General features: G+C 58.6%; 22 protein-coding genes. 14 read left to right on the top strand and 8 right to left on the bottom strand.

Features of this window, described 5'->3' with window-relative positions:
• Window positions 1–76: 76 nt before the first annotated feature.
• The 13 genes from QO002_RS01455 (at window position 77) to QO002_RS01395 (ending at window position 13,923) form a co-directional block, all read left to right on the top strand.
• On the top strand, window positions 77–709 hold the full coding sequence (locus QO002_RS01455) for a GNAT family N-acetyltransferase (RefSeq protein WP_307225975.1): 633 nt from the start codon (window positions 77–79) through the stop codon (window positions 707–709).
• A complete protein-coding gene (locus QO002_RS01450) occupies window positions 706–1,287 on the top strand; it encodes a GNAT family N-acetyltransferase (protein WP_307225973.1) in 582 nt (193 codons plus the stop codon). The genes QO002_RS01455 and QO002_RS01450 overlap by 4 nt, the downstream gene beginning before the upstream one ends.
• Before the next feature lie 188 nt (window positions 1,288–1,475).
• Window positions 1,476–2,486, top strand: a complete 1,011-nt coding sequence (gene obgE / locus QO002_RS01445) for a GTPase ObgE (RefSeq protein WP_307225971.1) — start codon at window positions 1,476–1,478, stop codon at window positions 2,484–2,486.
• 1 nt (window position 2,487) lies between these two features.
• Entirely contained in the window at window positions 2,488–3,654 is a 1,167-nt protein-coding gene (gene proB / locus QO002_RS01440; protein WP_307225969.1) for a glutamate 5-kinase, read from the top strand.
• Entirely contained in the window at window positions 3,647–4,927 is a 1,281-nt protein-coding gene (locus tag QO002_RS01435; protein WP_307225967.1) for a glutamate-5-semialdehyde dehydrogenase, read from the top strand. The genes proB and QO002_RS01435 overlap by 8 nt, the downstream gene beginning before the upstream one ends.
• 36 nt (window positions 4,928–4,963) lie before the next feature.
• Window positions 4,964–5,548 (top strand): nicotinate-nucleotide adenylyltransferase, encoded by a 585-nt coding sequence (locus tag QO002_RS01430; RefSeq protein WP_307233067.1) that lies wholly within the window; start codon window positions 4,964–4,966, stop codon window positions 5,546–5,548.
• A 151-nt stretch (window positions 5,549–5,699) separates the two neighbouring features.
• The gene (gene rsfS / locus QO002_RS01425) at window positions 5,700–6,131 is read left to right on the top strand and encodes a ribosome silencing factor (RefSeq protein ID WP_307233065.1); all 432 of its coding nucleotides are present in this window, start codon (window positions 5,700–5,702) and stop codon (window positions 6,129–6,131) included.
• A gap of 257 nt (window positions 6,132–6,388) precedes the next feature.
• On the top strand, window positions 6,389–6,871 hold the full coding sequence (gene rlmH, locus QO002_RS01420) for a 23S rRNA (pseudouridine(1915)-N(3))-methyltransferase RlmH (RefSeq protein WP_307225965.1): 483 nt from the start codon (window positions 6,389–6,391) through the stop codon (window positions 6,869–6,871).
• Window positions 6,864–9,131: a diguanylate cyclase gene (locus QO002_RS01415; RefSeq protein ID WP_307225963.1), complete on the top strand. Its 2,268-nt coding sequence runs from the start codon at window positions 6,864–6,866 to the stop codon at window positions 9,129–9,131. The genes rlmH and QO002_RS01415 overlap by 8 nt, the downstream gene beginning before the upstream one ends.
• A 127-nt stretch (window positions 9,132–9,258) precedes the next feature.
• Window positions 9,259–10,689, top strand: coding sequence for a murein hydrolase activator EnvC family protein (locus QO002_RS01410; protein WP_307225961.1), 1,431 nt, complete (start codon window positions 9,259–9,261; stop codon window positions 10,687–10,689).
• Entirely contained in the window at window positions 10,679–12,001 is a 1,323-nt protein-coding gene (locus QO002_RS01405; protein ID WP_307225958.1) for a S41 family peptidase, read from the top strand. Before QO002_RS01410 ends, QO002_RS01405 begins: the two co-directional genes overlap by 11 nt.
• 130 nt (window positions 12,002–12,131) lie before the next feature.
• Entirely contained in the window at window positions 12,132–13,331 is a 1,200-nt protein-coding gene (locus QO002_RS01400) for a divergent polysaccharide deacetylase family protein (protein ID WP_307225956.1), read from the top strand.
• Between the two features lie 64 nt (window positions 13,332–13,395).
• Window positions 13,396–13,923: an RNA pyrophosphohydrolase gene (locus QO002_RS01395; protein ID WP_307225955.1), complete on the top strand. Its 528-nt coding sequence runs from the start codon at window positions 13,396–13,398 to the stop codon at window positions 13,921–13,923.
• A gap of 68 nt (window positions 13,924–13,991) precedes the next feature.
• Here QO002_RS01395 and QO002_RS01390 read toward each other — a convergent pair whose 3' ends face one another.
• The 6 genes from QO002_RS01390 to QO002_RS01365 form a co-directional block, all read right to left on the bottom strand.
• Window positions 13,992–17,024, bottom strand: a complete 3,033-nt coding sequence (locus QO002_RS01390; RefSeq protein ID WP_307225953.1) for a calcium-binding protein — start codon at window positions 17,022–17,024, stop codon at window positions 13,992–13,994.
• A 457-nt stretch (window positions 17,025–17,481) separates the two neighbouring features.
• Complete coding sequence (gene bfr, locus QO002_RS01385; protein WP_307225950.1) at window positions 17,482–17,967, bottom strand: bacterioferritin; 486 nt, start codon at window positions 17,965–17,967, stop codon at window positions 17,482–17,484.
• The gene (locus QO002_RS01380; RefSeq protein WP_307225948.1) at window positions 17,933–18,244 is read right to left on the bottom strand and encodes a (2Fe-2S)-binding protein; all 312 of its coding nucleotides are present in this window, start codon (window positions 18,242–18,244) and stop codon (window positions 17,933–17,935) included. The genes bfr and QO002_RS01380 overlap by 35 nt, the downstream gene beginning before the upstream one ends.
• 307 nt (window positions 18,245–18,551) lie before the next feature.
• The gene (locus QO002_RS01375) at window positions 18,552–21,968 is read right to left on the bottom strand and encodes an error-prone DNA polymerase (protein ID WP_307225946.1); all 3,417 of its coding nucleotides are present in this window, start codon (window positions 21,966–21,968) and stop codon (window positions 18,552–18,554) included.
• A complete protein-coding gene (locus tag QO002_RS01370) occupies window positions 21,965–23,377 on the bottom strand; it encodes a Y-family DNA polymerase (RefSeq protein WP_370878435.1) in 1,413 nt (470 codons plus the stop codon). The genes QO002_RS01375 and QO002_RS01370 overlap by 4 nt, the downstream gene beginning before the upstream one ends.
• 40 nt (window positions 23,378–23,417) lie before the next feature.
• Window positions 23,418–24,350: an ImuA family protein gene (locus tag QO002_RS01365; protein ID WP_307225944.1), complete on the bottom strand. Its 933-nt coding sequence runs from the start codon at window positions 24,348–24,350 to the stop codon at window positions 23,418–23,420.
• A 164-nt stretch (window positions 24,351–24,514) separates the two neighbouring features.
• Here QO002_RS01365 and QO002_RS01360 point away from each other — a divergent pair, with 164 nt between their 5' ends.
• Window positions 24,515–24,949, top strand: coding sequence for a metallopeptidase family protein (locus tag QO002_RS01360; protein ID WP_307225942.1), 435 nt, complete (start codon window positions 24,515–24,517; stop codon window positions 24,947–24,949).
• 8 nt (window positions 24,950–24,957) lie between these two features.
• Here the strand turns inward: QO002_RS01360 and QO002_RS01355 are convergent, their stop codons facing one another.
• Together QO002_RS01355 and QO002_RS01350 are read right to left on the bottom strand one after the other, a co-directional pair.
• On the bottom strand, window positions 24,958–25,164 hold the full coding sequence (locus QO002_RS01355; protein WP_307225941.1) for a DUF1737 domain-containing protein: 207 nt from the start codon (window positions 25,162–25,164) through the stop codon (window positions 24,958–24,960).
• Window positions 25,161–26,069 (bottom strand): HpcH/HpaI aldolase/citrate lyase family protein, encoded by a 909-nt coding sequence (locus QO002_RS01350; RefSeq protein ID WP_307225939.1) that lies wholly within the window; start codon window positions 26,067–26,069, stop codon window positions 25,161–25,163. Before QO002_RS01350 ends, QO002_RS01355 begins: the two co-directional genes overlap by 4 nt.
• Window positions 26,070–26,161: the final 92 nt, after the last annotated feature.

Genomic DNA, 26,161 nt, shown 5'->3' with positions numbered 1-26,161 from the left:
CTGGTTTTCGCCAAAGATAAAAGGGGAGATGGGGCAATACCCAACTCCCCTTTTTCGTGTCTTTGGAGGATTTAAGATGCAAACCGAATTGTTGCGGCAGGACCAGTCCCGGTCCCCCGAGGAGAGGTTGAGGCCTCAACGGTCAAGGACCGATTGCCCGATATTGTTATCGCCACGGCTGGTTTTGCGCACGCCGCATGAAGACGATATCGACGCCCTTGCCCATCTTGCCAACAACGCCAATATCGCCACCATGGTTTCGCGCATGCCGCATCCCTATACGGTGGCCGACGCTGCGGATTTTGTACGACGTACAAAGACGGGCGCGATTGGCAAGTGCGTCTACGCGATCACCAAAGCGGATAATGGCGCGTTTCTCGGTTGTTGCGGTATCGAACCGCACGCCGACGGCAAGACGGCCGAGCTCGGTTATTGGCTGGGCGAACCGTATTGGAACGAGGGCTATGCCACAGAGGCTGCCCAGGCACTGACGGACATGGCTTTCCGCACCCGCGACATCGACCAGATCGATGCCCGGTGCCGGGTCATGAACGTCGCATCGCGGAGGGTCATCCAGAAATGCGGCTTCCAGTTCCAGGGAAGTGGAATGGTCGACAGTCTGGCGCTCGGCGGCATGATGGCCGTCGAATGGTACAGGCTTGATCGCAAGACCTGGATGTCGTTGCGCAGCTGGGGAGGTCGGAGATGACCGCTCATCTGCGTGAACGACCGGTCGCGACTGCAAAGTCCGATCTCGGCCCCTGTCCGACCATTCACACGGAGCGGCTGATCCTGCGGCCCCATCGGCTTGATGATGCCGATGCGGTTGCCCAGTCGCTCGGCGATTATCAGGTCTCGCGTATGCTGGCGCGGGTAGCAACGCCCTATTTCCGGCAGGATGCGCTGGACTGGCTGGTGCGCCAGAATTCCGGCCTCTATGCCGGCTGGACGCTCGCCATCACCGATGGAGACGATGTTCATATCGGCTGCGTCGGGCTGGAGGTGCGCCATGGGCAATGGCACATCGGCTACTGGCTGAACCGGTATTACTGGGGACGGGGCTATGCCCGTGAAGCGGTGCATGCCGCGGTGGAACGGTTCTTCCGGCGCATGCCGCAGGTCGTTCTGCATTCGGGTGTGTTCGCCGATAATCAGGCATCGCTGAAGCTGCAGCGCAAGCTCGGTTTCGAGATCACCGGTTGTACCGATATCTACGCTCTGGCGCGAAATGCCGTGGTTAGCCATATCGAAACGGCAGTGACGGCAGCAGGACTGCGCAAGTCGTGATCCTTTGAAAACAAATGCGCCGGGTATTCCCGGCGCATTTTTCATATGCCCTGCAAGTCTATCGAGCCTAAACCGGCATCGGAGTGCTTCGGCAGGGCGGAAATGACAGGATAATCTTTGACCTCAGCTGCCAGCGGCTATATCGATGGCGGCTCACTGCGGTCAGTACAACGACGATTGGCAAGACGATGAAATTTCTCGATGAAGCGAAGGTCTATATCCGCTCTGGCGACGGCGGGGCGGGTGCCGTGTCGTTCCGGCGCGAGAAGTTCATCGAGTTCGGCGGTCCCGATGGTGGTGACGGCGGACGCGGCGGCGATGTGTGGGTTGAAGCCGTCAACGGTTTGAACACGCTCATCGACTTCCGGTTCCAGCAGCATTTCAAGGCAGGCACGGGCATCCACGGCATGGGCCGCAACCGAACTGGTGCGGGTGGTGCGGATGTGACGTTGAAGGTGCCTGTCGGAACACAGATCTTCGAGGAAGATCAGGAAACGCTGATCGTCGACATGATCGCCGAGGGGCAGCGGTTTCGTCTTGCTGCCGGTGGCAACGGCGGTTTCGGCAATACGCATTTCAAGTCCTCCACCAACCAGGCGCCCAACTGGGCCAATCCGGGATTGGAAGGTGACGAAAAAACCATCTGGCTTCGGCTGAAACTGATCGCCGATGCGGGTCTGGTCGGTCTGCCCAACGCCGGAAAATCGACCTTCCTGGCGACTTGCACACGTGCCCGCCCGAAGATCGCCAATTATCCGTTCACGACGCTGCACCCCAACCTCGGCGTCGCAACGATCGATGGCCGCGAGTTCATTCTTGCCGATATTCCCGGCCTGATCGAAGGTGCCCACGAGGGCATTGGCCTTGGTGACCGGTTTCTCGGCCATGTCGAGCGCACGCGCGTCTTGCTGCACCTCGTCTCCGCACAGGAAGAAGATGTCGCCAAGGCTTACAAGACGGTGAAGGCCGAGCTGGAAGCCTATGGTGGTGAGCTCCTCGACAAGCCGGAGATTGTCGCGTTGTCGCAGATCGATGTGCTCGATCCGGACGAGTTGAAGAACAAGCAGAAGGCGCTGGCAAAGGCCTGTGGCCAGACCCCGCTCCTGCTCTCTGCCATCGTCGGGACCGGCATGACGGAGACGCTCCGGGGCTTGCGCGATATCATTGTACGAGCCCAGACGGTTGGGGACGACGACTGACATGGCCGCGACCCGCAAACCGCTGGAGAAATACCGCCGGATCGTCATCAAGATCGGTTCGGCGCTGCTGGTCGATCGCAGAACGGGTCTGAAGAAACAATGGCTTGATGGCATGTGCGCTGATATCGCCGCACTGAAGGCGAAGGGTATCGATGTGCTCGTCGTTTCCTCAGGCGCGATTGCGCTCGGTCGCAGCGTGCTTGATTTGCCGTCCGGTGTCCTGAAGCTCGAGGAGAGCCAGGCAGCAGCAGCGGTGGGACAGATTGCGCTTGCCCGCGCCTGGTCGGAAAGCCTTTCCTTGGACGCTATCGTGGCAGGCCAGATCCTGTTGACGCTAGGCGACACTGAAGAACGCCGCCGGTATCTCAATGCGCGCGCCACCATCAGCCAGCTTCTGAAGATCGGTGCGGTGCCGATTATCAACGAAAACGATACGGTCGCCACCTCGGAAATCCGCTATGGCGATAATGATCGTCTGGCCGCGCGCGTCGCGACCATGACGGGCGCGGATCTGCTGGTGCTGCTGTCGGATATTGACGGGCTCTATACGGCGCCGCCGCATCTCGATCCCGAAGCGCGTTTTCTCGAAACCATTCCTGCCATTACCGCCGAGATCGAGGCGATGGCGGGCGGTGCGGCCTCCGAATTGTCGCGTGGCGGCATGCGCACCAAGATCGACGCCGGCAAGATCGCAACGGTCGCCGGTTGCGCGATGATCATTGCCTCCGGCAAGACGGATCGTCCCCTGCAGGCAATCGTCGAGGGTGCGCGGTCGTCTTGGTTTGCACCTTCGGCTTTCCCCGTAACCGCGCGAAAAACCTGGATTGCGGGGCAACTGTTGCCGGCGGGCAGCATCGTGATCGATGCCGGTGCGGAAAATGCACTTGGTTCCGGCAAGAGCCTGCTTCCGGCGGGCGTGCGGCAGGTGACAGGTTCGTTCAGCCGCGGCGATACCATTGCGATCATCGGATCGGAAGGCCGCGAGATCGCGCGCGGGCTTGCCGGCTATGATGCCGATGAAGCCCGCCAGATTGCGGGCCGCAAATCGGCGGAGATTGCCGCGATTCTCGGTTATGCCGGGCGTTCGGCCATGGTTCATCGGGACGACATGGTAATGACGGCGGCCAGGCGGGAGGCCGAGCCGGAGAGGAGTGACGCACATGCTTGACGATGCACGCAAAAAAGAAATCCAAGAAATCATGGCCGTCATCGGCCGTCAGGCGCGCGCTGCCAGCCGGCCATTGGCCATCGCCTCGGCCGAGCGCAAGCATGCCGCTCTCGTCAGCATGGCAAGTGCGATCGTCGCCCGCAAGGACGAGATCCTTGCCGCCAATGCGCTTGATCTTGAAAATGCCCGTGAGACGGGTGTAGCCGCCTCCTTCCTCGATCGCCTGACACTCACGGAAAATCGTGTGCTCGACATGGCCAATGCAATCCGCGCCATTGCAGACCTGCCAGATCCGGTCGGCCATATCATTTCGGAATGGGACCGGCCGAACGGTCTGCATATCGAGCGCGTTCGCACGCCGCTCGGTGTAATCGGCGTGATCTATGAGAGTCGTCCGAATGTGACAGCCGATGCTGGCGCGCTGTGCCTGAAAGCCGGCAATGCCGTGATTCTGCGTGGCGGTTCCGACAGCCTCAATTCATCACAGGCTATCCATGCCTGCCTGGTGCAAGGCTTGAGGGATGCCGGGCTTCCAGAGCACGCGATCCAGATGGTGCCGGTGGCAGATCGCTCAGCGGTTGGTGCCATGCTGACGGGACTTGGCGGAATGATCGACGTGATCGTACCCCGTGGCGGCAAGAGCCTTGTGGCACGCGTGCAGAACGAGGCGCGGGTGCCGGTCTTTGCCCATCTTGAGGGTGTCTGCCACGTCTATGTCGATACGTCCGCTGACGTGGAGATGGCGAAGAAGATTGTCATCAATGCCAAGATGCGGCGTACCGGCATTTGCGGTGCGGCCGAGACTTTGCTGATCGATCGCGCGGCCAAGGATCGGTTTGTCATGCCGCTGCTCACGGCGCTGATTGAAGCGGGCTGCGAAATCCGAGCCTGCGAAGAACTGCGCGCCATGATGCCCGGCCTGATCGCTGCCACGGAAGAGGATTGGGCGACGGAATATCTTGATGCCATCATCTCGGTTGCGCTGGTTGATGGGGTGTCAGGCGCGATCGAGCACATATGCAAATGGTCTTCCTCCCATACGGAGGCGGTCATTGCGGAAGATCCTGACGTCGTCGAGCGGTTCTTTGCCGAGATCGATTCCGCCATCCTCGTGCACAACGCCTCGACCCAGTTCGCCGATGGCGGCGAGTTCGGTATGGGCGGCGAGATCGGCATTGCAACCGGCAAGATGCATGCCCGCGGGCCGGTCGGCGTCGAGCAGTTGACATCCTTCAAGTACCGGGTGCGCGGTAATGGTCAGGTTCGCCCCTAAGTGAATGAAACCGGCGTCAACCCTGCCTATCTGAAGATGCCGCATGTCGAGCCGGGCATGCGCGTCGGGTTGTTTGGCGGCTCCTTTAATCCGCCCCATGCCGGCCACGAGCTGGTGGCCGATATTGCGCTGCGCCGATTGAAGCTCGATCAGCTGTGGTGGATGGTGACGCCGGGCAATCCGCTGAAAAGCCGCAACCAGCTGGCGCCACTTTCCGAACGCATTGCCCTCTGCGAAAAGATTGCCCACGACCCCCGCATCAAGATTACTGCGTTCGAGCAGGCGCTGGGGCAGAGCTACACCGCGCGCACCCTGGAAAAAGTGCGACAAAAAAATCGCGGTGTGCGCTTCGTCTGGATCATGGGGGCGGACAATCTGAAGAGCTTCCATCTCTGGCAGGACTGGCAGGCGATCGCCAAGACATATCCGATCGCCGTCATCGACCGGCCGGGAGCGACCTTGGCCTATCTCTCGTCAAAAATGGCCAAAACCTTCGAGTATGCGCGGATCGACGAAGACGATGCCGCAAGCCTTGCATCGCGCGCAGCACCTGCCTGGACCTTCATCCATGGTCCACGCTCACCTTTAAGCTCCACGGCGCTCAGGGCAAAGGCGGATTAAGCAGGGCACGATTCGCCGTTGCCCTTTGCTTCAAAAACGTGGGAACAATCCATCATTTATTTCTCATGTCTTGAAACGTTAAGGCATTGATGACTACATTTGGTGTGACGGTTCGTCTGACAAAACGAGTCGTAGTGCCTGTTCTGTTCAACTGGAAAGGAAAAAGTCCCTGACAACAGCACACGCGAAGGGAAGTGTCACACGCATTTTCCCGCACAGCACGGTTCAAAGCAGCGATGTTGCCGAACGTGCTCTTCACCTGGTCCTCACAAGTCTTGAGGACTCGAAAGCGGAAGATATTGTCACCATCAACATTGCCGGAAAATCGGCGCTTGGGGACTACATGGTTGTGGTCTCGGGGCGGTCCAACAGGCATGTGACGGCGATTGCGGACCATCTGATTTCTGATCTTAAGGACGAAGGGCTAGGCAATGCCCGCGTCGAAGGTCTGGAAACCGGTGACTGGGTCCTGATCGACGGCGGCGATATCATCGTCCACGTTTTCCGTCCGGAAATCCGCGAGTTCTACAACATCGAGAAGATGTGGGCCGCGCCGGACATGGAAGATGGCCGATTGCACTAGGCCTTGCATCATCGCTTTCGGGAGCGTTTCCTGAAAAGCGATTATGATGGGGCACTTTCGTGTAGCTCTGCAGCCGCAGGCTTCGGGAAGTCTTGTGTGATAAAATACGAAGTTGCCGATACTGCAGGCATATTGCAGTGGTCGGCTGGCGCGAAATGCGCCCCGTGTCCAACGAATATGTTGGGGCGGAAGCATTTGTCTGCCTTGATTGGGACGTGTCGCCAGTCGGGCGATAACGTACAGGATGGAGTGAAGCGATGCGGATCGGTCTTTTTGCCGTCGGGCGCCTGAAGGCCGGCCCGGAAAAGGATCTTGCTGCTCGTTATCTCGATCGTTTTGCCAAGGCCGGCCCTGCCATCGGGCTTGAGTTTTCGCGTGTGGCGGAGTTTTCCGAAAGCCGCGCATCCAGTGCAGACACGCGAAAGCGCGAAGAAGCGGCAATGATCGAGAAATCGTTGCCTGAAGGAGCCCTGCTCGTTCTGCTTGATGAGCGCGGCAAAGCGATGGATTCTCCCGCTTTCGCTTCTTTGCTTGGATCCTACCGCGATATGGGAAAGCGCGATCTGGCCGTCGTAATCGGTGGCGCGGACGGCCTTGATCCTTCGCTTTATGCCAGAGCCGATGCCGTGCTCTGTCTCGGCAAGCTGACATGGCCCCATCAGCTGGTTCGCATCCTTATTGCCGAACAGCTTTATCGCGCGGTTACCATTCTTTCGGGCCATCCCTATCATCGTGTCTGATACGAAGTTCAGCGGTGGTTCGGTTGTGCCGCGCGCTGCCTATGGCTGTTGCTTTACGCTGGAAGCACGCAGGCTTTCCCGTAACAGGGTGTTAATCGTCGCGATGCTACGGTCACTACCGCAGTTCCTGGCTGCGAAAGACTGCGGGAGCATCGTTTTCAATGTGCGTGCCGCGTCCCTTTCGGAAGGACGATCGTTGAAAGGCGCATCCCATACTCTGTCGGCAGACGATGTCGCGTTGTCCCGTCGCCGGCGTGTTACTGTCATACTTTGGACCATTGTGCTCGTCGCCACGCTTTCGGGCTTTATTGCGCTTTTCGGTCTGTTGCTTTCCGACCAGCGGCACCAGGACTGGGCGCAGGCCGAGGTGGCCGCAAACAATCTCGGCGTATCCGTCAAGCGCGAGATCATGCAAACTTTCCATGGGGCTGATCAAGCCCTGATGTCGGTGCGCGAAATGTTGCGCGTCGATCCGGATTTCCAATTTGATCCTCAGAAGCGCCGGGCTTTCCTGGGCGGCTCCGGAAGCGATGTGGGAATTGGCGAAATCTATGTTCTCGATGCCAAGGGGAATTTGACGCTCAGTTCTGAAACCGGTTCGCGTTTGCGTACGAATTTTGCCAACGAAGCCTTCTTCTTCACCCATGAGCGCAGCAAGCAGGATCTGCTTTTTACGGCAAAGATGGTCAGTATTTCTCCCTTGAAGGAAGCCGCTGTTATTCTCAGCCGGAGGCTTACGGATGCCAAGGGCAAGTTTTCGGGCGTTGCCGTATTCTCCCTTCGCCTGTCGGCCTTCCTCCCGCTGTTCAGTTCGCTGGAGCTGGGCGAAAAAGGTGCCATCAGCCTCTACGGCACAGATGGTACATTGCTGTTGCGCGCGCCAGAAATTCAGGGCGCTATCGGCACGAACTATGTGACGACCCAGATGTTCTGGAAGCTGGCGACGGCCGAGGAACCATTCGTAACGCCCTCGGCTATCGATGGAGTCGAAAGACTCTATAGTGTTGCCAAGGCTCAATCTCTTCCCTTGATCATCGCGGTCGGTTTGTCCGTGGAGGAAATATATGCCGGCTGGCTTCGGTTAGCCTCCATCACGGCGATTTCCTTTGCGGCTCTTGCCGGTTGTGTGGTCTTCCTTTCGATCATGCTGGCGCGGGAGTTCCGCTACAGGCGGCGTAGTGAAATGCGCTACCGAAGGCTCGCCCATGTCGACGAGCTGACCGGTCTGTTCAATCGTCGCCGTTTCGATACCTGCCTGGAAGATGCTTTTTTCGACGCACGCGAAACAGCAACGCCACTTTCCGTTGTCATGGTCGATGTCGATCGTTTCAAGATGTTCAACGATTTCTATGGTCACCAGAAGGGTGACGATTGTCTGCGGCTCATTGCCCAGACCATTCGCCAGCGCTTGGAGCGTACCACCGATATCGTGGCGCGGTACGGTGGGGAAGAAATCGCCATTATCCTGCCCGTAACGGATGCCGCCACCGCGGATCGCATCGCAGAGGATGTTCGGTTGGCGATCGAAAATCTGAGAATCGGGCATGCGCGCTCGAGTTTCGGTTATGTAACGGCGAGTTTCGGCGTTGCGACTTACGAACCGCATTCGAATGAACCGCCAAATGGCATGGAAGAACTGGTCGCATGTGCCGATGAGGCGCTTTACGGCGCCAAGCGCAGCGGGCGCAACCGGGTCATCAGCCATGACGTGGTGAAGAACGGCATTCCTGCCTTACCGCCCGCCGACGAGGCCGAGCGTCTGGCATGCGTTGAAAAAGTGCTGAGCGCGCTCACGCCGTCGGCAAAACAATCCCTCGATCATATAAGCCAGATGGCGTCCCAGGCATTGGGTATGAGCCTTGCGGTAGTCACTGTCGTCGATGCCGAAGAGCAGCGTTTCGTCGGGCGTTTCGGCATTGAAATCGAATCGACCTCACGCGATCTTGCCATCTGTTCCCATGCGCTTGGCAGTTCGGAGACAATGGTCGTTCTCGATGCGGCACGCGATGTCCGTTTCTCCGGAAACGAGTTGGTAAAGGGTGACCGCGGCCTTCGGTTTTATGCCGGAGCGCCGCTGAAGGAGCCACAAAGCGGAGTGACAATCGGAACGCTTTGTGTCGTGGATACGGTGCCCCACAGCGGCTTTACACGAGAACAGCACACGCTCCTTGCCGGGTTTGCCGCCATGGCCCTCGAGCAGATACAAATATGTCTCCGCCAAAACCAGGCCCCGCCTCGACAACGGGCCGCAGTCGGTTGATCACCGCTCATTATGCGACTGGTGATTTCCCTGCCACGCGGCCGCCGTAATTGCGCGGAATGGCTGTTGGCGGAAGGGCCAAATCAGCTTAGATTCGCAAGACAATTGGGCGCGGCGCAAAGGCAGCATGACAGTATTCCAGGGCAACGGCACACAAGACAAGCAGCCTAAGACGGCGCGTGCGTCGCTTTGCTGTATCGTGTTTGCGCTTTCGGCGACGCCTGCTCTGATCCTGCCACGGGTGGGAACACCGGTTTGGGCTCAGGAGTTGCCGCCCGTCTCCCAGCAGACAGCAACAAACCCGGAAGCCGATCTCTCTCAGCGACGTGACAAGACGCGCGGCGAACTCGATGCCCTGTCGAAATCCATCACCTTGTCAAAGGAACGGACGGCAACGCTTGAACAGGGTATCGCAGAACTGGAAAAGACCGGCGAAAGCCTGAGGGCTGCCGTGGTGGAATCGGCCGGCAAGCGGCAAGCACTTGAGCAGCAGATCATTGATGGTGAAGCTAAGCTGGGCAATCTGCGCTCGAAGGAGGATGCGGTTCATCAGTCGCTTCGCGCCCGGCGGAGCGTGCTGGCGGAAGTGCTTGCGGCGTTGCAGCGGATGGGGCGAAACCCGCCGCCGGCGCTCCTGGTCGCACCGGAAGACGCGCTTGCATCAGTGCGAAGCGCGATCCTTCTTGGCGCCGTGGTGCCCGGAATTCGCAAGGAAACCGAAAATCTCGCTGCAGACCTCAGGGCGCTGTCTTCCGTGCGCATCGATATTGCCGCGCAGAAGAAATCCCTGACGGACGATATGACCGCCCGGATGGAAGAGGAGCGGCGCATGTCGCTTCTGATGGTGGAGAAATCCAGGCTTCGCGACGAAAGCGAAGCGGAATTGCTGTCCGAGCGCCGGAAATCGGAAGAGCTTGCAGCGCAAGCCACCAGCCTGGAGGGCCTGATCGGCTCTCTTGAAGGCGAGATTGCGTCGGTACGCGCTGCAGCGGATGCCACGCGGGCCGAAGTCGAGCGGCAGCGGTTGATGTCGGAAGCGCAGCGGGAGCAGGCTCGGGAATTGGCCAGGACTGCCGTGCCCGACAAAAACCGCATTGCGCCTGCATATGCTTTTTCGGATTTGCAGAAGAAACTTGTTTATCCCGCTGCCGGCAAGCCGGTTCGGCGGTTCGGGGATGCGGATGGTACGGGGCATAGTCTTCAGGGCATGATGCTCGAAACCGATGCGGGAGCGGTCGTGACCGCGCCATCGGACGGATGGATCGTGTTTGCGGGTTCGTTCCGCAGCTACGGCCAGATGATCATCCTCAATCCCGGCGACGGCTATCATGTCGTTCTGTCGGGAATGGATGCTGTCAACGTGCAGCAGGGCCAGTTCGTCGTCGCCGGCGAACCGCTTGCGGTCATGGGGGCAAAAAGAGTGGCGAGTGCAACTGCATTGGCGCTGGAAACGGATCGGCCAACGCTTTACATTGAATTTAGAAAAGATGGAAAACCGGTTGATTCCCGACCTTGGTGGACCGCTCAAGACACCGGAAAGGCACGCAATGATACGTAGGGCATCACTTGTTCTGGTCGGGGCACTGATGGGTGCGACCGCCATGGGCGTGGTCTATTCGGCCACTATCCCGGCCGTCGCCGCAAATCCGTCCACCTATCGCGAACTGGCGATCTTCGGCGATGTGTTCGAGCGCGTTCGTGCTCAGTACGTCACGCCGCCGCAGGACGACAAGCTTATCGAAAACGCGATCAACGGCATGCTCTCGTCGCTCGATCCCCATTCGAGCTACATGAACGCGACGGACGCGGAAGACATGCGCACCCAGACCAAGGGTGAGTTCGGCGGTCTCGGCATCGAGGTCACGATGGAGGACGATCTCGTCAAGGTGACGAGCCCCATCGACGACACGCCTGCCGCTCGCGCCGGCGTTCTCGCCGGTGACTTCATCTCGAAGATCGATGGCCAGGACGTTCGCGGCCTCAAGCTTGAAGAGGCGGTCGACAAGATGCGCGGCGAGGTCGGTAAGCCGATCAAGCTCACCATCCTGCGCAAGGGTGCCGAGAAGCCGATTGATCTGACGATCATTCGCGATGTGATCGCGGTTCGCGCCGTGAAATTCCGCACCGAAGGTGATGTCGGTTATGTGCGGGTCATTTCCTTCACGGAAAAGACCTATGACGACCTGAAGACCGCGATCGAAAAGATCAAGGCGGATGTCCCGGCCGACAAGCTGAAGGGCTACGTGCTCGATCTCCGGCTCAATCCGGGCGGCCTTCTCGATCAGGCGATCAATGTTTCTGACGCCTTCCTCGAGCAGGGGGAAGTCGTTTCGACCCGTGGCCGTAATGCCGATGAAACCCGCCGCTTCAATGCGACACCGGGTGACCTGACAGATGGCAAGCCGGTTATCGTGCTGGTCAATGGCGGATCGGCCTCGGCTTCCGAGATCGTCGCGGGTGCACTGCAGGATCTGAAGCGGGCGACTGTGCTTGGCACCCGTTCCTTCGGCAAGGGTTCCGTACAGACGATCATTCCGCTGGGAGAGGCCGGTGCGCTTCGCCTGACGACGGCGCTCTACTACACGCCGTCCGGCAAATCGATCCAGGGCACGGGCATCTCCCCGGACATCAAGGTCGATCAGCCGCTTCCGCCGGAACTGCTCGGCAAGGTCGAGGCGACCAGCGAGTCGAGCCTTCGCGGCCATATCCAGGGCCAGAACGAGACGGAAGAAGGCTCCGGTTCAGTCGCCTATGTTCCGCCGGAACCAAAGGACGATATCCAGCTCAACTACGCGCTGGACCTGTTGCGCGGCAAGAAGACGGACCCGTCCTTCCCGGCTAATCCGGAGAAGGCCGAGTTGAAGCCCTGATCCTTGCGACACGGCCGCATTCGCGTTTAGAATCATCACGCCGCCCGGCCTAGTGCCGGGCGGCTGTTTATTGAGACGGCCGCACTTCGTCTGCAGCCAAAATGCCACCTCCGGTCGACGGGTTTCATCCTTGGGAACAGATCTGAACGCGCCTCTTGGGCAAAATCGCAAGACGCGCCTTTCTGGGACCTCCCGTTCCCGCTTTTCCATGTCCCGTCTGGCCTTGTCCTTTGGTGTTCTTGCGCTTGCAGGCGTGTCTGCCTGGGCATTCCTGTCACCTTCCGGCCTGCGCAAGGCAGAACCGGAAAAACGGGTGGTGGCAGAGGCGGGTGCGCCGGCAGGCAAGCCGGTATCCGGTCAGGAGGAAAAGCCGCGGCAGGGGCAAAAGCAAAGCGGCGCGCTCTCGGGCGCCAACGTCGAAGAGACGCTGACCGATAATGGCGCAGTCGTCACCAAATATTCGCCCAAGCAGCGTGACGGTGATGGTCCAGCATTCATCGAAGTTCAGAAAAAGGGGCAGGATCCGCGGATGGCGGCTATCCCCAACGACGATCTGCTGGAAGAAAGCCCGCAAGGGAAGTTGCCGATTATCGGCCCGGATGGTTTGCGGCCAATGGACCAGTATGCCCGTCCATGGTCCGGAGCGCGTGGCGTTCGCATCGGTCTCGTCGTTGGTGGCCTGGGGCTCAGCCAGACCGGAACGCAGAATGCGATCCGTGATCTTCCGCCAGAGGTGACGTTAGCATTTGCAGCCTCTGGCAACAGTCTTCAGCGCTGGATGCAGGAAGCGCGGCGCCAGGGGCACGAGATATTGCTGCAGATACCGTTCGAGCCCTTCGACTATCCGGCGAACGATCCAGGACCTTTGACCCTTCGTGTCGATGTCGGCGCCAAGACCAACCTCGCCTTGTTTCACACGGCTCTTGCGGAAATTACCAACTATGCCGGCGTGATGAATTTTCTCGGTGGGCGTTTTCTGTCGGATGCGGACGCGCTGGAACCTGTGATGCGGGACATATCGAAGCGAGGGCTGCTGTTTCTCGACGATGGCACCTCGGCGCAGTCCCTGTCTGGCACATTGGCGGAAACCCTCGACGTGCCGCAGGGCTTTGCCGACCTCGTGGTTGATGGCCAGCTCGATCGGACTGCAATCCTGAAGAAACTCGACGAACTTGAGCGTATTGCGCGGCGCAACGGCTCCGCCATTGGCGTTGCCTCGGCGTTCGACGAGAGTGTCTCCGCCATTGAGCAATGGGTCGATGAGGCTTCCGCCCGGGGGATCGAATTTGTCGGGGTTTCGTCTCTCGTCAAGGATCCGCAACAACAATAGGATATAGCCAAGGTGTTCGGGAGGTGTCTCGAATAGCGGCAGAACTTGGATGAGGGCAGGGGTTATGAGCAAGGAAAAAGGCAGGCCGGTCAAGGCGGAGGATCTTCCCTATCGACCCTGCGTCGGCGTGATGGTGTTGAACCGGGAGGGACTGGTTTGGGCCGGTCGCCGTATTGCAATCGGCAACTCGGAATATGACAGCTCTCCCCAACTCTGGCAGATGCCGCAGGGCGGCATCGACAAGGGAGAGGACCCGCTGAAGGCTGCCTACCGCGAACTCTACGAAGAAACGGGAATGAAGAGTGTTTCCCTGTTGGCGGAAGCTCCCGGTTGGATCAACTACGACTTGCCGGAGCATCTGATTGGTATTGGTCTCAAAGGAAAGTATCGCGGTCAGACGCAGCGCTGGTTTGCCTTCCGCTTCGAAGGTGCAGAAAGCGAGATTGCGATCGATCCGCCACCGGGCGGGCATGAGGCAGAATTTGACGAGTGGGCCTGGAAACCGATGCAGGAACTGCCAGAGCTGATCGTGCCTTTCAAGCGCAAGGTCTATGACGAGGTTGTTGCAGCCTTTGCTCATCTCGCTGGCTGATAATTTCACGTTTTCACGTGAATCAAACGCCGCGCCCTTCCGGACGCGACGCCTTTTCTTGAGCGATATCAGATGAAGCTGAAATCGCTTGTCGAGAGTGTTTTGACATTCTGGAGGATGGCAACCAGTTCCAGGTCAGCATCCCCGCCCTTGCCGTCGGCATCGAACCACAGGCGGGCATTGTCGCTTTCGAAGAGGAATGTGCCCTTCGTGCTGGTGGCAACCGGGTCTGCGCCGACGACGAGAGTGACGGTGCTGTCGCCGGAAGCGATGCCGTAGTCGCTCTTGTCGATGACCAGCTTGTCCTGACCTCGGGTGAAGTCGGTTATGACGTCACCTTCCTCGTCATCGCGGCCGGCAAAGTCGAAGACAAACTTGTCGTTGCCTTTGCCACCCGTCAGCCAATCGTCGCCTGCGCCGCCATTGAGCGTATCGTTGCCGTCACGCCCGTCGAGGACGTCGTCCGCGTCACCGCCGTTGAAGACATTGTCCTTGGCGTCACCGCGAATATCGTCGTCGTTGCCGCTTCCGTTGATGACCTCGATGTTCTTGACCGTGAGGCCAAGGGCCATGCCCTTGTTCTTGCTTTGGGTCATGAGGTCAAGAACGACCGAGGTCGCGCCGGGCCGGAAAGAGAGGGTGTCAATACCCGAACCGCCATCGAAGACATCCTTGCCCAGAGCGTCGGTGCGCAGCAGGAAGTCGTTTCCGGCATCTCCGAACAGCTGGTCACTGCCGTTTCCGTCTTCCAGATCATCATTGCCGCTGCCGCCGCGCAGGATGTCGTTGCCGGCGTTGCCGGACAGCACATCATCGAGGCCGCCGCCGGTTACGGTGTCCTTGCCCTTGCTGCCGTAGTAATCGAGGGCTTCGAACGCCTTGAACGATGTGCCTGGATCGATGTTGACGGAACCGGTGGAGAAGTTGAAAGCGATGTCCTTCGTCTGATCCCCGGCGTCGATCGCGATGCGGTCGGAGCCGCTACCACCATCGGCCTTGTCACCTATCCCCATATAGACGACGTCGTTGCCGGCATCGGCATAGACCGCATCCCTGCCGCCATAGAGCTTTGGGCCGTCGGCGTAGATATCATCGTCGCCATCTCCGCCGCGCAGCGTATCATTGCCCGTGCCGCCGAGGATATGGTCGTTGCCGCCACCACCGGAAAGCGTGTCGTTTCCGGTACCGCCGCGCAGGTCGTCGCTGAGATTGCCGCCGGTGAAGACATCGTTTCCGCTGCCGCCAGTCAAGGCGACACGTTCAACGTTCTTGATGGTGACAGGCGCATTGGTGACCGTGACCGATGGTGACAGCTTGAAGGTGATATCCTTGGTATATTTGCTGAAATCGATACTGGCGAGGTCGGTACCTGCGCCACCATCAAGTGTCAGCTTGCCCGTCGAGGCAGAGCGATAGAAATTGTCGCTTCCATCGCCGAGTTGTACGGCGTAGTTGCCGGTGGACTTGCCATCATAGCTATCGCCAACGGACACGAAGTCATTGTCTTTGCCGGCATCGATCGTGTTGGTGCCGCCGTTGTCGTAGATGCTGTCGCTACCGTCGCCGGACTTCAGGCTGTCATTGCCGTCGCCACCGTCGAGCCTGTCATTACCCACGGTACCAATCAGCGTATCGTTACCGTCATAGCCGTAGAACTCGACGCTTTTGGCGGAACCAACCGATTTTACCATGTCGTTGCCCTTGCCGAAGGAGACGACATAGTTTTCGAAGTTTTTCAGGCTCGTGCCATCGCTGATGGTTGCGGTGCTGCCAGTTGCGGTGAACGTCTGGGCCGTCGTTGCGGATCGCCGGTCGACCACGACGATATCCGTGTCGGTCCCCCCGTCGGCCTTGTCTGCGCCGCCATCGCCAAGGCTGACATAGTCGTTGCCGCTGCCTGCAGTCACGGTGTCCTTGCCAAGGCCGGTATAGATCCGGTCATTGCCGGAACCGCTGTCCACCGTGTCATCACCTGCCCCAACGTCGATCTGGTCATTGCCGGAGAGGGTCTTGATGGTGTTCTTTCCAGTACCCGTCGCCTCGATCGTGTAGTGCTCGAAGCCCTTGACGGTCGTGCCACCGGAGATGGTGTTGACTTCGGTTGCGGCTTTTGAGGTGAAATTGCCGGTGACCTCCTTGAGGATCAGCCGGTCGCTGCCGCTGCTATCCGTGATGATATCCTTTCCTTCGTCGTAGACGTAAGTGGTTGTGTCATCACCCGAGCCACCCTCCACGGTGTCGTTACCCGTCCCGCCGTCGAGAAAGTCGCCGTCGTCTCCGCCGGAGAGGGTGTCGTTTCCGCTTCCACCGTTGAGTGTGTCGTTGCCATTGCTGCCCGAAAGCGTGTCGTTTCCTTCGTCGCCATTGATCCAGTCGAGGCCATCACCACCATAGAGCTTGTCGTTGCCAATTCCCCCATTCAGGAAGTCCATGCCCTTGTCGCCGTAGAGTGTATCGTCGCCCTCGTCGCCTGAGAGGTAGTCCACGCCATAACCGCCATAGAGCTTGTCATTGCCGGTGCCACCAAGGAGCATGTCGTTGCCGCGACCGCCGTAAAGCGTGTCGCTGCCTTCCTCGCCCATGAAGAAGTCGGCATAGTTGCCACCAGTGATCTTGTCGCCGAACTCGCTGCCGGTGATCTGGAACGATTCGACGTTCTTGCATTGAATGCCACCCGTGAGCGTCTGGGATGTAATCCAGTCCTTGATGGTGATATCGAGCTTCGTCGTCGAAGCAGCATAGTCGATCGCTAGCCGGTCGGTACCGGAGCCGCCGTCGGCGACGTCACCGGATGCTTCTGACATTGTTCCGGCGGTGAGTGTGTCCCGGCCGCTTCCGCCGTTCAACGTGTCGTTGCCGCCGCCGCCCGTCAGTGAATCGTTGCCGCTGTTGCCGTTCAACGTATCGTTGCCGGCTCCGCCGAGGACGAAGTCGTTCTGGAAGGAACCATTGACCGTATCGTCACCATCGTCGGCATAGATCGTATCGCCACCCATGCCGCCATTGACCTTATCGCTGCCCGCTAGGGCCATGATGAAATCATCTTCCAGATCGCTGCCGATCAGCGTATCCACATTCGGCGTACCCATTATCGTACCCATTTTATTCTCCGGGTTGGTTGCAGAAATGCGGCCATCGTTCGCAGACCGGGAGGTCTGCGGTGCAAGGTCTTCGAGCTGTTTGGAACGAGCCGGAGGCGCGGTTGCACCAGGCTCAGGGTTGGACGCGACTAGACTGTTCCATCCATGACGGATTCCTTCGATTGCCGTTCCGGTCTGAAGGCTGGACATTCAGCCTTTTCAATCGGATGCCTATGGGTATATCGGGCAGGGGCACTGTTTATGTTCCTGCGGGAACAACAGAGAAAACGCGGAAAAATCAGCGAAGACGCAATTCAGGATTGTGGCATATCGGCAGACACGAGACCTCGTCCTTTACCCGGAGCGGTATTTTTATCTGTTTGAAATATTAGGGAAATTTCTGACGCGGCCATAAATTTCGGCATAAAAAAGCCCACCGCGACATGGTCGGGCGGGCTTTCCTGTCTTCTGGCGTAAATTATTCGGCTTCGTTGGCCGGAGCGGAGTTGAGCTGCCCGTATTTCCCGGCGCCGATAGAATTCAGAAGATCGAGCTGGGTTTCCAGAAAGTCGATGTGACCTTCCTCGTCCATCAGCAGTTCTTCGAAAAGCTTCATGGAGACATAGTCTCCGGCGGCATGGCAGATGTCGCGGGAATTCTTGTAGGCCTTGCGGGCGTCGTATTCACCGGCAAGATCCGCTTCCAGCACTTCCTTGACATTCTGGCCGATACGCAGCGGTGCGACGGTCTGCAGGTTTGGATGGCCTTCGAGGAAGATGATGCGGGAAACCAGCCTGTCGGCATGCTGCATTTCCTCGATCGATTCGGCGCGTTCCTTCTTGGCGAGCAGCGTATAGCCCCAATCGTCGAGAAGGCGGTAGTGAAGCCAATATTGGTTGACTGCACCGAGTTCGAGATAGAGCGCTTCGTTAAGCTGCTCGATGACTTTTTTGTCGCCTTTCAATGTCCGCTCTCCTGTTTTCTTCATGGAATTTTTTGAGGCGGTTCATGAAATCAAATATTTCGACGTCCGTCGAGTCGCGGCCGGCATGATACTGCTCGGTCGTGCGGATGATGATATCGACGACATTGGGGAAACAGCCGCAGCAGCGGCCGCGTTTTTCCATGGCGTGGTAGACTTTCGCCGGCACGATCAACTGCCAACAGTCTTCATTGAGAAGGTCGATGATCGTCTCTTCGATCTCTTTTTCGCTGATGAAATTACAGCTGCAAACCAGCATGTTGTCTGCCCGTCATACGCAAAGCACTGAATTTTTTTCATAAAGCAAAAGCGGACATTTGTTGTCAACAAAAAACCTAACTGTATTTTGCCGGTGAATTATTTAGATCAATTCTAAACTTGATAAAAAACATCGTATTTTCATCTGTTTATGGAAAAATAACTTGATCACAAAATTCTGACATCGTGGCGCTTTCACCATTTTTTGATCAAAAAATATTTTACACTTTTTGTTACATGGAAGTGCGTTATCAACGCAGGGGCGTATCTTCTAGTTATTTTTGCAATTTTAGGTGTGCATCCGGGAATCAATGGAAATTGCGCCCCTTCGGCATCACGGCGGCGGGTGCGTCGGCTGAGATGGTTCTTGCGATCCGTTTTGGAGGGATCGTTTCGTATTGTGTCGAGTCCTGGAAGCCTTGTTGATTGTCGGCAAAAGGGTTTCGTACCGGTGATGGTTCGAGAAGCAGGCCAAGCATCGACGTCATGTCTTCCATGTGTTCGGCGACGACATGGAGGACGCCATCCTGACTCTGCAGCTTGCCTCTGATTTTTACCAACCGGGCGCCAAGGACGATTGTCCTGTAACGCGCAAAGGTCGCCGGCCAGACAATGGCATTGGCGATGCCCGTTTCGTCTTCCAGCGTCATGAAGATCACGCCGTTGGCCGAGCCAGGACGCTGACGCACAAGCACCAGGCCGGCGATCGTCACTCTGCGCCCGTTTTGCACATTGAGAAGCGCCCGGCTCGGCAAAATGGCCATCCGCGCAAGCCTGTCGCGCAGGAACGAGACTGGATGCGCCTTCAAGGACAAGGAGAGACGGCGGTAATCCTCGATTACTTCTTCGCCGGCGGGCATGGTCGGAAGCTTCGTTTCCGGCTCGCTCTGAAGGTCTTCATGACCGGCGAGGTCGAACAACGGCAGTTTTTCGGCGGCACTCTTGCCATCAAGCGCGCGCACTTCCCAGAGAGCCTGACGTCGCGATAGCCCCAGGGAGCGGAAGGCATCGGCATCAGCCAACCGTTCGATTGCCGGCCTCTCCAGCCCGGATCTCAGCCAGAGGTCGCGGATCGAAGTATAACCATCGCCGCGATGGGCGACGAGCTTCTCCATCATGTCCGTTTCGGAGAGGCCGGTGACCTGGTGAAAGCCGAGCCGAACGGCATGGCGGGTGCGGATGACCGCGATCATTGTTTCATGACGACGATCGATGTCCTGCCTGTTAAAGGCGGCCTCTTCGAGGAGCGTATCCCAGTTCGAGAAGTTGATATCCACCGGCCGCACTTCGACGCCATGCTCGCGGGCATCGCGCACCAGTTGGGCGGCTGGGTAAAACCCCATCGGCTGGGAGTTCAAAAGCGCCGCGCAGAAGACATCCGGATAATAGGCCTTGACCCAGGAGGAGGCATAGACGAGCAGCGCGAAGGAGGAGGCATGGCTTTCAGGAAAACCGTATTCGCCGAAGCCCTCGATCTGCCTGAAGCAGCGTTCGGCGAAGTCGCGCTCATACCCCCGCCTGATCATGCCATTGACCATGTCATCCCTGAAGCTGTTGACCTTGCCGGTGCGCTTGAATGTTGCCATGGATCGGCGTAACTGGTCAGCCTTCGCAGGTGGAAATTCAGCGGCGGTGATCGCGATCTGCATGGCCTGTTCCTGGAACAGGGGGACGCCCAATGTCCGCTCGAGGATAGGCCGCAGTTCCTCCTTCGGGAAAGGTGTCCTGTAACCGGGTGTGCGGGCAGCCTCGCGCTGCTTGAGATAGGGGTGAACCATGTTTCCCTGGATTGGTCCTGGCCGGACAATCGCCACTTCGATCACGAGATCATAGAAGCGGCGTGGTCGCAGTCGTGGAAGCATGCTCATCTGGGCACGGCTTTCTATCTGGAAGACGCCAATCGTATCGGCGCGGCAGATCATGTGGTAGACCGGCTTTTCATCCTCATGCGTGGCATTGCCGAGGTCGGCCAATGTTTTCGTGACGCCGTAATGGCTTTGCAGCATCGCGAAGGCCTTGCGCATGCAGGTCAGCATGCCGAGCGCCAGAATGTCGATCTTCAGGATATTGACGCTGTCGAGATCGTCCTTGTCCCATTCGATCATGTAGCGATCCGGCATTGCCGTTTTCATGATCGGCACGACCTCGTCGAGCCGATCGCGGGTGATGACGAAGCCGCCGACATGCTGGGTCAGGTGGCGGGGGAAACCCATCAATGTCGTTGCGTAGTGAAGCACGTTCTTTGTCGTCGGATCGCTGATGTCGAGCCCTGCGGCACGCGCATCCGCTTCCGTGAGTTCCTTCGTCCACCAGCCGCTGACGGCGTGAGAGATCGCGGATTGTACATCCTCGGCAAGATCGAAGGCCTTGGCGACCTCGCGGCCGGCCGAACGGCTGCGATAGGTGGTCACGCCCGCAGTCAGGCCGGCATGGGCGATGCCATAGGTCTTGTAGATATACTGGATGACTTCCTCGCGCCTGCCGTGCTCGAAGTCGACGTCGATATCCGGCGGCTCGTCGCGGTCCATCGACAGGAAGCGATCGAAAAGCAACGTGCTTTTGCCGGGGTCGACTTCGGTAATCTCCAGGCAATAACAAATGACCGAATTTGCCGCCGAGCCACGCCCCTGACAGAGGATCTTGAGTTCATAGCGGGCATGCTGGACGATCTTGTAGACTGTAAGGAAGTAAGCCGCGTAGTCCTTACGCCCGATAAGATCGAGTTCGTAGTTAATCTGAGCAAGGACCTTGCCACGAATGCCCTCAGGATAACGCTTTGCCGCACCCTCATAGGTAAAACGCTTGAGGGTCTCAAAGGGATGTTCTCCGTCAATGCTCTCATCGGGATAATTATGACTGATCTCCTGGAGCGAAAAAGAAAGCCGGCTAAAAAACTTGCAGCTATTGGCGACCGCCTCCGGGTAACGCTGCAGCAGCCGCGTCATTTCGTGCCCATGCTTCATATGGCGCTCCGCATTTGGTGCGAGGCGAAACCCGGCCTTGGCGACCGGAACACCTTCGCGAATGGCGGTCACGATATCCGATAGGGGACGGCGGTCTGGCCCATGATAAAGCGGCTGGTTGGTGGCGACGAGGGGAAGGCGATGCTTGTCCGCCAACTGGGCGAGATGGGCAAAAACCAAAGCATCCCGCCCATCACGAGCGGGAGAGAGGGCGATATGGAGTGTTTTGGGGAAGCGTTCCCGGATCCGCCGTGTACAATCATCAAGGCTTTCGAAACCCGTCTTTTCAAGGACAGTGGCTGCATTCGGAACAATGGCCAGCATGATCCTGTCTCCCCATTCGAGCAGATCGGCCAGGAACAGAGTGCAGGTTCCTTTTTCGGCGCGCAGGTTTCCAGTGCTGAGCAGCCTGCAGAGGTTTCCCCATCCACGCCGGTCCTGCGGATAGGCTAGGATATCCGGCGTATTGTCGGAGAAGACCAGGCGCGCGCCTGGCTGATATCGCTCGACTGGCTTGAGAGGAGGGCCTTCCTTCTTTTCGTCATCGCTTCTGGATTCCGGATTTTTGTATTTTTCTTCGAGCACTTTCAGCTGCCGCCAGGCGCGAACAACGCCGGCAACCGAATTGCGGTCGGCAATCCCGAGCCCCGCCAGGCCCAATGCTGAAGCGGCCACCACCATTTCCTCCGGTTGGGATGCGCCCTCCAGAAAGGAAAAATTGGTGCGGGCGCCAAACTCGCAAAAATCGGGTTCGGCTGTCATGCGAAGATCCCATGAACGAACCAGCGAGGCGGAACGCCGTCGCTATAAAAGCCTTCGCGGTAAATCCAGAAGCGATAACCCTGCTCGTCCTCTAGTCGGAAATAATCGCGCACCCGAGCGTCTTGGGGGTTGTTCCACCATTCCGGTTCTATTCTTTCCGGCCCTTCGCTACGGGCCGTACGGTGAAGCGTCCGCCGCCAGCGGAAGGTGCCCGGCGGACCGTCAGGCACACCGGCGGTATAGGCTTCCATGGGTTCGGGATGTTTGAGGAGCCGCAAGGGACGTTCGACAGAGGGTGGGGTGACATCGATGGGTGTTCTCATCCGCAGGTTCGCGGCGGCTGGTATGGCGACGGCGGCTTTTTCGGGAATATGGCTCTCCTGCAGAAAAAAGCCGTGCAGGCAATCCGGACCAAGTCGGGCCGAAACCCGATCAATGAAATCCGGTAGCGAGGTCTCGCTTTGTTCCTTTCCCGCGAAATCGCCTTGACGCGCGTTGAAGTCCTCCTGGCTCAGGACGTTGAGGCGCAGGATTTCGAAACCGAAGCCCGCATCGAGATCGTCATGGATGGCGGCGAGCCGTTCTGAAAACAGCCGACTGATGCGCTCAGGATCCCGCAACGGTTGGGATGCACCTATGGCGATGCGCAAAACCTTGCCATCGACCCGGAAAAGCACCAGTTCGAACCGTCGCCCTCCGACGCCGCGCGCCTCTAGACCACGCTTTAAGGAAGCGGCGAGCCGGGTTGTAAGATACAGAATATCCTCCTGCGAGACGATAGGTTCGGCCAGCCGCCGTTCGGCTGACAGGTTCGCGACCGGGCGCCGCGGCGAGATTGGTTCCTCCTCACGGCCAAGCGCCTGATCCAGCCTTTGCAGCAGCCGGGTGCCGAAACGGCGTGCGAGCGGTGCGCGTGGGGCTATGGCAAGGTCGCCGATGCGTTTCAGGCCGAGTTTGCTCAGGGAGGCAACAAGGCTCGTTTCAAGCCTAAGTGCCTGGATGGGGAGGGGAAAGAGCACATTGCGCACGTTCTCTTCTTGTTTAACGACGCCGCCGCGCCCGAAATGTGCGATCGCCCAGGCAAGACCGGGTGAAGACGCCACCGCTCCGCGCACATCAAACCCTATGACAAAGAGACGTCGCAAAACGTCTTCAAGCAAAGCCTCCTCGCTGCCGAACAGATGGGTGCACCCAGTGATATCGAGAAACAGGCCGTCGTCGCCATCCTGGGCCACAAGTGGCGTATAGCGATCACACCAGTCGGCGATGGACAGGAGCAGGTCGCGATCCTTTGCCGGGCTTTCCTCCTCGATTTCCAATTGCGGATAGAGCGCGCGTGCCTCTGTCAGGCCCTGATGTTTGCGAAGACCGATCGCTTCTGCTCTTTCGTCGAGGGCGGTCAGGCGCATGGTGTTTTCGTGTCGACCGGCACAGGCAAATGCCGGTCCCTCAGGACGCCCGGTCGAACGCCAGGACGGACCCCATTTGCGCCGTGCGATCCGATCTGTCGGCAGGTGCGGAAAACAGAGCGCCAGAATGCGCGGGTGCGTCGACGGCGAGATGCTCCGGTTGTTCGAGTAAAACAAATCGGCGGTCATGGGAATTCCACTCCAGAAACAGGGAAAAAGGAGCCGGGCTTCGGCTTTTCTCGAGGGTCAGGCGGAAAACAGGATTGCCGATGCTGCCTGCAAGCTCCGAACCATCCGGCAAGGGGCGGGGGCGGGCAGGTGCAGGTTCGGCGAGAAACCGACAGGCGGCGCTGCTCGCCTCCTCTTCGCCACCCGCCCGCAACACGATCAAAGGCTTGCCTGCCGCCTTGGCCCTGAGGCTGAGCCGCCGGCTTTCCGTCAGGCCGAAATGAGCAGGATTGCCCCTGACCTCGAAGATGATGACGCAGAAAGCACGGCTTTCCACGGCGCTTTCTGCAAGCCAGAGCGCCTCGTCGAGTTTTCGCGGCGCGGCGTGAAAGAAGTTCCGACGGGCAAGGCCGAAATGAAAGAGCCCGATGGGATGGGGCATGCCTGCTTCCATCGTTGCCACCGTCTCGCCAATCCAGAGCACCGGAGATGCCGATCGGCCGCGCTGTTCTTCTTCCTCAGCCTGCAACCGCGACATCAATGCTGCTGCAAAACCGCTGGCGGCACCGGCATCGACCAGAAGCCGGCAACGGATTTCGCTCAAGCCGTCAAGCGGCACGCCGCCGCCCAGGGCCTCATCGAGCGCAGCAATCCCGAGACTGAGACGACGTGTTGTCTTTCGCTCAAGGGTTGCTCCATCCATCGGAGGAGCGACCACACGCTCAGGTGTCGTTTTGCCCTCAAGCCGGGCGATTGTTTCACGGAGCGCAAAAAGCCGCTCACGCGCCATGGCCGTGCCAACCATGACTGTCTCCAATTCAATTTGTTCCTGTTATGTTCCTATTGATTCCAGAGCTTCTCAAAAGAGTCAACGATTGAATCTTGAGAATTTATTCCTTTGGCTGTGCATGGGCATGCGAACCCTCGAAAAAGCCGGGCAAAGTGCTATATGAGGGGCAAGGAGTATCCATGGCCCATATAGACCAGACAGGCGATTGGCGGGAACGTCACGCGCCGACAATCAGTACCTTCGAGTCGCTTACGCTGGAGGCTTACAGCCATCTGCCGGAGGAGTTCCGTGCCCTTGCCAGCAATCTTATCATCGAGATCGAGGATTTTCCGAACGACGACGTCTTCGAAGATATGGCGCTGGAAACACCCTTCGATCTCCTCGGGTTGTTCGAGGGCCGTGGCATCACCGAGCGCTTTACCATGGAAACCGGCGAAATGCCGAACCGGATCACGCTTTATCGCCGTCCGATCATCGACTATTGGGCCGAAAACGAGGAGACGCTGGGTGATATCATCACCCATGTGCTGATCCACGAGATCGGCCACCATTTCGGTCTTTCGGACGATGACATGGAGCGGATCGAAGCCGGCGTGGAGCATGTGGGCGGCTAAAGCCGCCCCTACTGCTCCGAAAGCTTCATGTCGGGATGATAATCCTTACCTTCGACGTCCTTGACAATCGCCTGACCAGTCATCGGCTGACCGGTCTGGATGTTGAAGGAGAGTGCCGGCGAGCCGTGCAGGGACCAGCCTTTGTTGAGGGCGTCGGTAACGCGGTGGCAGAAGGCGGCGTCGTCCGTGCCGGTGAGGAAGCGGTAGAGTTTCATGCAGTTCGGTCCTTGCGTTGAATGGCTTTCACCTTGGCGGCGATTTTCTGGGCCTGGTCGAGATGCAGTCTCTCGACCATCCGCCCGCTGAGATTGATGACGCCTTTGCCGGCATTATCCGCTAGAGCGAAGGCCTCGATGATCGCATTTGCCTCGGCTGTGGCTTCCGGCGAGACCCCGAAATGCGCGTTGGCTGCTTGGATCTGGGCCGGATGGATCAGCATCTTACCATCAAAACCCATATCGCGGCCCTGGCGGCATTCGGCATCGAGGCCTTCACCATCGCGAAAATCGTTGAAGACGGAATCGATCACATCGAGGCCGCAACTGCGGGCTGAAAGCAGGATCTGCATCAGCCAGGGAACGAGATATTGCCGCCCAGGCAAGGCTGCGGCGCCGGTTTCCTTGCGAAGATCGTTCAGGCCGGGCACGAAACAATCGAGCCTGCCACCACGAGTACGGCCAGTTTCGGCAATCGCGGCCGCGTTGAACACACCGCGCGGTGTCTCGATCATGGCCCAGAGACGAAGGCCGTCGGGCGCATCTCCTTCCGCCAGAATATCGGCGACGATCTGAATGTCCTGAGGACTTTCCACCTTGGGCAGCAGGATTGCATCCGGCTGCAGTCCGATTGCCTCGATGAGATCCTGTTCCCCAAAAAGGGTGTTGAGACTGTTGATCCGGATGATGATCTCGATGCCGATCGGTCGAGATGCGCCCAGATGTTTCGCCAGCATGGCGCGGGCCTCGGCCTTCCTGTCAGTCAGAACAGCATCTTCAAGATCGTAGACGACCGCATCGCAGGAAAGCGCGGCGATCTTGGCAAGCGCCCTTTCATTGTCGGTGGGAACGCAGAGAACGGAGCGCCGCAGGCGGGCAGGATGTCGGTCGATGGTAGAATTCATGAAGCTTTTGTGCCCGGCTTTCGCCATTTTCGCAAGGCAGACATGCGTATGGACGCTGCCCCTTGCAAGGCTCCTCCGGCCATCCCACATTC

Source organism: Pararhizobium capsulatum DSM 1112, from assembly GCF_030814475.1.
GTDB lineage: Bacteria > Pseudomonadota > Alphaproteobacteria > Rhizobiales > Rhizobiaceae > Pararhizobium > Pararhizobium capsulatum.
This window is presented reverse-complemented; position numbering and strand designations above follow the sequence as displayed.

What these genes read in the sequence shown, in the direction of transcription:
- QO002_RS01455 (WP_307225975.1), top strand. Translation starts at nt 77, where the DNA reads ATGCAAACCGAATTGTTGCGGCAGGACCAGTCCCGGTCCCCCGAGGAG.
- QO002_RS01450 (WP_307225973.1), top strand. Translation starts at nt 706, where the DNA reads ATGACCGCTCATCTGCGTGAACGACCGGTCGCGACTGCAAAGTCCGAT.
- obgE (WP_307225971.1), top strand. Translation starts at nt 1,476, where the DNA reads ATGAAATTTCTCGATGAAGCGAAGGTCTATATCCGCTCTGGCGACGGC.
- proB (WP_307225969.1), top strand. Translation starts at nt 2,488, where the DNA reads ATGGCCGCGACCCGCAAACCGCTGGAGAAATACCGCCGGATCGTCATC.
- QO002_RS01435 (WP_307225967.1), top strand. Translation starts at nt 3,647, where the DNA reads ATGCTTGACGATGCACGCAAAAAAGAAATCCAAGAAATCATGGCCGTC.
- QO002_RS01430 (WP_307233067.1), top strand. Translation starts at nt 4,964, where the DNA reads ATGCCGCATGTCGAGCCGGGCATGCGCGTCGGGTTGTTTGGCGGCTCC.
- rlmH (WP_307225965.1), top strand. Translation starts at nt 6,389, where the DNA reads ATGCGGATCGGTCTTTTTGCCGTCGGGCGCCTGAAGGCCGGCCCGGAA.
- QO002_RS01410 (WP_307225961.1), top strand. Translation starts at nt 9,259, where the DNA reads ATGACAGTATTCCAGGGCAACGGCACACAAGACAAGCAGCCTAAGACG.
- QO002_RS01405 (WP_307225958.1), top strand. Translation starts at nt 10,679, where the DNA reads ATGATACGTAGGGCATCACTTGTTCTGGTCGGGGCACTGATGGGTGCG.
- QO002_RS01395 (WP_307225955.1), top strand. Translation starts at nt 13,396, where the DNA reads ATGAGCAAGGAAAAAGGCAGGCCGGTCAAGGCGGAGGATCTTCCCTAT.
- QO002_RS01390 (WP_307225953.1), bottom strand. Translation starts at nt 17,024, where the DNA reads ATGGGTACGATAATGGGTACGCCGAATGTGGATACGCTGATCGGCAGC.
- QO002_RS01380 (WP_307225948.1), bottom strand. Translation starts at nt 18,244, where the DNA reads ATGCTGGTTTGCAGCTGTAATTTCATCAGCGAAAAAGAGATCGAAGAG.
- QO002_RS01375 (WP_307225946.1), bottom strand. Translation starts at nt 21,968, where the DNA reads ATGACAGCCGAACCCGATTTTTGCGAGTTTGGCGCCCGCACCAATTTT.
- QO002_RS01370 (WP_370878435.1), bottom strand. Translation starts at nt 23,377, where the DNA reads ATGCGCCTGACCGCCCTCGACGAAAGAGCAGAAGCGATCGGTCTTCGC.
- QO002_RS01365 (WP_307225944.1), bottom strand. Translation starts at nt 24,350, where the DNA reads ATGGTTGGCACGGCCATGGCGCGTGAGCGGCTTTTTGCGCTCCGTGAA.
- QO002_RS01360 (WP_307225942.1), top strand. Translation starts at nt 24,515, where the DNA reads ATGGCCCATATAGACCAGACAGGCGATTGGCGGGAACGTCACGCGCCG.
- QO002_RS01355 (WP_307225941.1), bottom strand. Translation starts at nt 25,164, where the DNA reads ATGAAACTCTACCGCTTCCTCACCGGCACGGACGACGCCGCCTTCTGC.
- QO002_RS01350 (WP_307225939.1), bottom strand. Translation starts at nt 26,069, where the DNA reads ATGAATTCTACCATCGACCGACATCCTGCCCGCCTGCGGCGCTCCGTT.